General features: G+C 65.0%; 5 protein-coding genes and 1 pseudogene. 2 read left to right on the top strand and 4 right to left on the bottom strand.

Annotation, left to right across the window (positions count from 1 at the left end):
- The coding region (locus QOI01_RS08320) for a MarR family transcriptional regulator (RefSeq protein WP_526379801.1) at nt 1–238 on the bottom strand (238 nt) is incomplete at its 3' end.
- A gap of 2,166 nt (nt 239–2,404) precedes the next feature.
- On the opposite strand from QOI01_RS08320, the gene QOI01_RS08315 reads away from it, so the two are divergent.
- Entirely contained in the window at nt 2,405–2,683 is a 279-nt protein-coding gene (locus QOI01_RS08315; RefSeq protein ID WP_526379799.1) for a hypothetical protein, read from the top strand.
- A 374-nt stretch (nt 2,684–3,057) separates the two neighbouring features.
- Here QOI01_RS08315 and QOI01_RS08310 read toward each other — a convergent pair.
- The 3 genes and pseudogenes from QOI01_RS08310 to QOI01_RS08300 all read right to left on the bottom strand — a co-directional run.
- A pseudogene (locus QOI01_RS08310) lies at nt 3,058–3,765 on the bottom strand (Crp/Fnr family transcriptional regulator); the annotation flags it as partial.
- A complete protein-coding gene (locus tag QOI01_RS08305) occupies nt 3,762–4,637 on the bottom strand; it encodes an LLM class F420-dependent oxidoreductase (protein WP_526379797.1) in 876 nt (291 codons plus the stop codon). The pseudogene QOI01_RS08310 and the gene QOI01_RS08305, both read right to left, overlap by 4 nt.
- A gap of 8 nt (nt 4,638–4,645) precedes the next feature.
- Nucleotides 4,646–5,014 carry a hypothetical protein gene (locus QOI01_RS08300; RefSeq protein WP_526379795.1) on the bottom strand — a complete coding sequence of 123 codons (369 nt, stop codon included), beginning with the start codon at nt 5,012–5,014 and terminating at the stop codon, nt 4,646–4,648.
- 872 nt (nt 5,015–5,886) lie between these two features.
- Between QOI01_RS08300 and QOI01_RS08295 the strand changes: the two genes are divergently transcribed.
- Nucleotides 5,887–6,151: Mtp family mycobacterial-type pilin (locus tag QOI01_RS08295; RefSeq protein WP_526379793.1), on the top strand; the 265-nt coding region annotated here is incomplete at its 3' end.

Genomic DNA, 6,151 nt, shown 5'->3' with positions numbered 1-6,151 from the left:
CCAGGCCTTGCCGCTCCAACCGCTGAATCAACTCGGTCATCGCCGGCTGGCCGATGCCCGCCGCCGAGGCGAGTGTCGTCACCCGGGCGGGTCCTTCCCGCTCGAGCGTGCTCAGCGTCATCAGTGCGGTCAGGTTCGGTGCTTCACGATCGGACAGATGCCGCACCACCAGAATCGCAGCCTGCTCGAGCCCCTCGGCGGAGTCGTCCACGGCGCCATTGCGATCCGGCTGTTTCACCCCCCATGTATATCACACCTGTATCGGCAATCGATGTAGATGTGCGCCGAATCTCCTCTGACGGGGTCCGTGCCGCTGCTGGGGTGACCGGTTGGGGTCGCCAAGGATGGATGGACCGCTTCGGACGCTTCGGCCGGGGCGAACGCGCCGTACGCTGAGCCGCTCGAGACGTCGCGTGATCCGCTGATCCCGCCACCCGCCGCACCATCCTGCGTACCCCCGGCTCGCAGTCCCGGTTTCGGCCGGTCCATCTCGGCACGCCGCAAGGCAGGAGATCCTGCAGATTACGTTGGACAGTCACAGCTTTCGCAGCCTGGAGGCGCGTGCCAATGCGATTGCTCAAGGTTGTCAAACACATGTGTGTGGCCCGGCTTGCCCAGCCCGAGAGCGGAGATTTGTGGGCCTCCACCGTGCCAGCAAGCGCACCGACCGGCCACCGTCACCGTTTTCCGTTCGCCCAACATGGCGACGGAGGACAGTCGAGATTGGCAGGAGTGCGTAGCGACTTGACGCACAGGTCCCCAGTGCTCCGCTGAGTTGCTCAGGTTTACCAATCATCTATCGGTAGCAGATGCACTGGCAGGCTGGCGCTTATACCGCGGGCAAAGACTATGTTGTCGATGACTTGTCGCATGAATTTAGCGACTACGGCTTGCCCTCTGACAACCTGCTGCAGGCCCATTGCCGCGCCACGTCGCCGACCATCGACCGGTCGCGGTCGGCGGATATTTCACGCGGGGGCACCGAACCTCGGTCGAGGACGGCGTCGACGTCCGCACCTCGCGACGAATTCACGTTCCGCGTCCGAGACTTCGCCGCATGCCTAGAGCCGCCGCGCGTCCGAGACTTCGCGGCATGCCTAGAGCCGCCGCGCCCACCAAGGCTTTCGGTATACCGACGGCACGGATCCCGGTGCGCGGCAACCGACTTCGCGGCGTTCGGATTTCGCTTGGCTGGCACCGACGGGAATTTTCTGCGCCCGCACAGCGTCAATGCCTGACGTCGGCAGGCGCTTCGGCCGCCGACACGCGGCATATCAGCGTATTGCGTTGTGCCGTTGTGCAAATCCAGTGTTGAGGTTGAGATTGAGATGATTGCAATGAAGAAGTTCGCGTCGAGTGCAGTGATTGTTGGAGCGCTTGGGGCGGTTGCCTTGGGAATTGGCTCGGGAGTCGCGAACGCCGCTCCGCCCTCACCGGCGGGCACAGGGGTGGCTTGGGCGCAGGATCGCGGCCGGGGACACGATCACGGTGACTGGCGAGGTGACGACCGTCGCGGATGGGCCCACGCGCCTGATTACGGCTATGGTCCCGGCTACTACGCGCCGCCTCCCCCATGCGTGACGGGTCCGTTCGGGTTCGTCCACGTGTGCGCCTAGCTGGGGCTTGCCCTCGGGGAGCCTGTCGATGACGTGGCGGCACAGTGCGTTGCGAGGCAAGAGGGTGCCGCAGTTCTGTCAGCGTCGTTCTGAGGCAGGCGTCGACGATCACCGAATGCGTTGAAGTACGAACATTGCCGGGACTCGGTGATGAGGCGTCTGTTGGCCACTGCCGCGGTGGCGGGGTGATAGCACCAATGGGACCGCAGGTTGGCAGCGCTTCGTGGCTGCGTGGAGGAGGGTGTCGTCGACGGCCATGGCGGAGAGCACGCGTCGCGACCCGCGCCAGCCGCAGCTGCATTCGCCGTGAGCCCGCACGGGGCTCCGGACGACGACGGCGACGCCACAGTTGTCCGTGTCGGGCCGGCCATGCAGCGCGCCGGACGGTCGTTCGACGATGTCGACTGCTCCCTCCGCTCGGCGGATGTTCATGCCTGCATCGCCGGGGATTTGTCACCCGGCATCTGGTGCGCCCCGCAGAACGAAAACTCAAGGGAAACACGGCCATCGCCGAGCACGTTGCCGCTGTCACGAACAGTTCCTTGGCAATCGACTCGATCGCCGTGTCGAGGCAACGCCTTCATTCGTTCCGCGAATCCGACGTGGAGTGACAGCTGGGATGGCCCTGCGGGGCGTCACGGGTACCGGACGCGGGCGGGTCGAGCCCGACGGCGCATCGCCGGTCCCCAACTGAACCGTCGCCGATAGGACGGTCTAGGTCGATGGATTGAGCGCGAATTCGCTTGTCGTTCAGAGGCTTCGCAGTGTCCTGGCATACGGTTGAACCCATGGACCGACGTGATGTTTCCGCGCTGGCCGAGGAGCTAGCACAATTGACCTGCGAGCATCTGCCTTGGAGCGATCAGCGGGTGATCGCCATCGAGTTGGGCGTGTGCCAGTGTGATCTGGCCATCGAGGACATGGTGCGGGGGGCGTTCCACGGGGCGTGTCCGGTGCCCGGGCGCATCGTGGCGCGGTTGCACGAGTGGTTGGACGACTGTGACGCCATCGCTCGTACCGACGCGGCTCAAATGCGCGTCTATGTGAACCGATTGCGTTGCGCCTAAGCACGTGTGACGACCTTGCGGCATTCCAGCGGCGGGACGCCTTCGTTGGGCAGCGCGCACGCACACTCAGTGACCGCCGAACGGTCCCCGCGCGGCGCTTCTCGAGCTGAGACGGAATGCGGTCGGCGGACGGGTTCATCGGACTCGTCGGGCCAACGTGTTTGGTGGTTGCCACCCACGATGCGCAGCGCCAACTCCAAAACGCACAAGACCGCGCAGGGCGATGGCTCTTGGCGCCGCCACGGTCCCTCCGCCGCGCACGTGGATGCGGTTGAGGCCCGCGTTTCGTCGTCCCAGTCTCATTCGTTGACGGGTTCTCTGCCTGCGCTTGCCGGCATCAATTCTGGGCTCCTGCTTGCGCTGCAGTCGGTGTGCCGCGCCCGCCTGGATAGTCCTTCGGGGTCGGAGATCAGCACGCTCTTGCCATTCCACCGAATCCAGCCGCGCTGAGAGAAGTCGACCAGCGCCTTGTTGACCGTTTCGCGGGACGCTCCGACGAGTTGGGCGATCTCTACTTGGGTCAGGTCGTGGGTGACGCGCACGGCGCCACCTTCCTGGGTGCCGAATCGTCGGGCCAGTAGCAGGAGTTGTTTGGCGACGCGTCCGGGGACGTCGGTGAAGATGAGGTCGGCGAGGTTGTCGTTGGTGCGGCGCAGCCGGCGGGCCAGCACCTGCAACAGTTGCTCGGCGATCTCGGGGCGGTCCGTGATCCAGGCCTTGAGGGCGTCGCGGTCCATGGACACCGCGCGCACCTTGGTGATGGTGGTGGCGCTGGAGGTGCGTGGTCCGGGGTCGAAGATGGACAGTTCGCCGAACATGTCCGACGGGCCCATGACTGCCAGGATGTTCTGGCGGCCGTCGGAGGAGCGACGTCCGAGCTTCACCTTGCCCGAGGCGATGATATAGAGCCGGTCACCGGGCTCTCCTTCGGCGAACACGGTGTGCCCGCGCGGGAATGCGACGGGATGCACGTACGTGATCAGCGCAGAGACTGCGCCGGGCTCGACGCCCTGGACCAGTCCGAACCTCGTCAGGATCTCGGAGGTCGCTGCGCTCGGGACAATTGCGCTCGGTGCACTCATGTCGCCACCGCTGCCGACCTCGGGACGTCCATGTTCAGGTGCTCGGAGAGTGCGGCCAAGGTCGGGAGTAGCTTGTCTTGGCCGCCCACAACGCGGATCGCAACGTGATCGGCGCCCGCCTCCAAGTGTTGGTTGAGACGATAGGCGATATCGTCGGCGCTGCCGTGGGCGACCACCGCGTCGATCAGTCGGTCGCTGCCGGGTATCGCGAGATCGGCCTCGGTGAAACCGAGCCGCTTCCAGTTGTTGACGTGGTTTACCAGGCCCAGGGCCTTGGCAATCATGTTGCGCCCGACCGCGCGGGCCTCGTCAGCCTCGGTGGACAACACCACCGCCTGCTCGGGTGCCAGATAGGCCTCGTCGCCCAGGACTGCGCGTGCCCGCCGGGTGTGTTCCGGTGTGGTCAGAAACGGGTGCGCACCGGCGCTGCGTCGCATGGCGAGGTTGAGCATTCTGGGTCCCAGCGCCCCGATGACCCTGCGGTTGCTCGGCACCCCGGCAGCGTCGAGCTCGTCGAGGTAGTCGCCGAGCACGTCATACGGTGTGCGGTAGTCCGCGGTGTGCTCGCGTTGACCGACGCCTACGCCGAGCAGGAACCGATCCGGGTAGGCCGTGTCGATGAGGTGGAACGACTGGGCGACCGTCTTGGCCGGCGCCGACCAGATGTTGACGATGCCGGTGGCCACCATCAGGCTCGTGGTCTTCTCCAGGATCGGCTCGGCGAATCTGAGTTGGGCAGGCGGCGAGCCGCCCACCCACAGGGCGCCGTAGCCCAGTTTCTCGATCTCCACTGCGTGCTGCGGCGTCACGGGTACGCGGGTCCACACCCCATACCGGCTGGGGTGCCGCCTGGGTGCCGTCGCGTCGGTCATTGGCGTTCCTATCTAAATTTGGGGTGATGGCTGGCTGCGAGCTGACGTGTCTGGTCGGCCGGGCGGTATCTGGGCACCGCGGAGATGCCCGCGCAATCGACGGTGCCTGTCGCCCTGCAGATTCCAACCTGGACCAAGCCGCCATTCGGTGAGATGCGGCCGTTGATCGCTGTTCGCCGACACCGCAGCGCACCGACCACCTTGATCGAGCACGGGTCGGGCACCATCCGGCGTAGCCGGGCGTGCTCGGGGTCGTCCCCGTCGAGCAACGTCCGTCCGACCTTCTGGCGTCCCTTCCGAAGGACCGCCCGCGCCATCGTGTGTTCGGAAGAATCGATCCACGCCCGCACTGTCGGGTTCGTTGAAGTCTTGATCATCGGTCCGCCATGAGCCGCACTCGCGGTACATCGAGCAACGGCGGATCGACCGTCGACATCGTCGCACCGCCTTCTAGTTGAATGCATCGGTCACCGAAATAATAACCTACCGCTTGGCTAGGGCCAACTGACTACGCGGACATTTCAGTCTCGGTGGCTCGCCACCGCCGCGCTGCCGGCACGGTCGTATTGAGTGCAACCCTCCGCGGCTCAAACCGCGACAATGGGGGCGGCTACCTGCGGTCTCGGGCCAACGAGCGAATCGCGGATCCTAGGTTCGCTACCTTGCAGGTGCCGAACCTAGTCCGGACAGCATTCTGGGCGATGAATGTCCTTGTACACGAAATGATTTGGACCGCCGAGATGCAGTCAGCGTCGCCGCCTCCCGTCGACCCACGACCAGGTCTAGGAGTGGGGCCAGAGCCCGCGGATCGTCGGAGCTGCACAGACGGGCTGTCGTCGCAATTCTGTTCGCTCAGTGCAGTGATCGCGGGGGCATTGAACTATTCCAGATCGTGAAATGGTCCACAAAATCTTGGCGCCGTCGACTGTCAACGTTACGCTCCATATATCGTTCACCAATGTATCCGGCGAAGACAGGGCGCCACCTCCGTTGCGGCCGGGTGCTCGCGTATGCGATCTGGGTTTCTCCGGGGCGGACTACACCGTTGTCGACGCAGCGTTGATTCGCCCTGGCGCGGTGTCGTTTTCTCCGGACCGATGTTCGGCGGCAGTCCAGCAGCGGCCTGTCGTCTGCGAGGCGAAACCGAGCGTCACCACGACCAGAGCGATCACCGTTCCGCCGCTGTCGAATTGCAGAACATCGCGGCTGCGCTGACTCGCACGCAGCATCACATAGAAGAGGGAGAAATATGAGAGAAAAAGTCCTACGCGCAACAACTTTGGTGCTGATGTCGGGCGCCGTTGCCCTTGTCGACTCGGGACAGGCCATCGGCATCGCGCAGGCCGAGCCCATCCCGGCGCCGCTGTATCACTGGTGTCCCGGAGACTTTTGGGACCCGTTCTGGGGCTTCAACTTCGACTGGTTCACCTGCCTCGACGACTGGCACCGCGATAGCGACGGCGACCGGCACGACCGCGACTGGCACCTCGACCACGACCGCGACTGGCACCCCG

Source organism: Mycobacterium sp., assembly GCF_032162605.1.
Classification (GTDB): domain Bacteria; phylum Actinomycetota; class Actinomycetes; order Mycobacteriales; family Mycobacteriaceae; genus Mycobacterium.
This window is presented reverse-complemented; position numbering and strand designations above follow the sequence as displayed.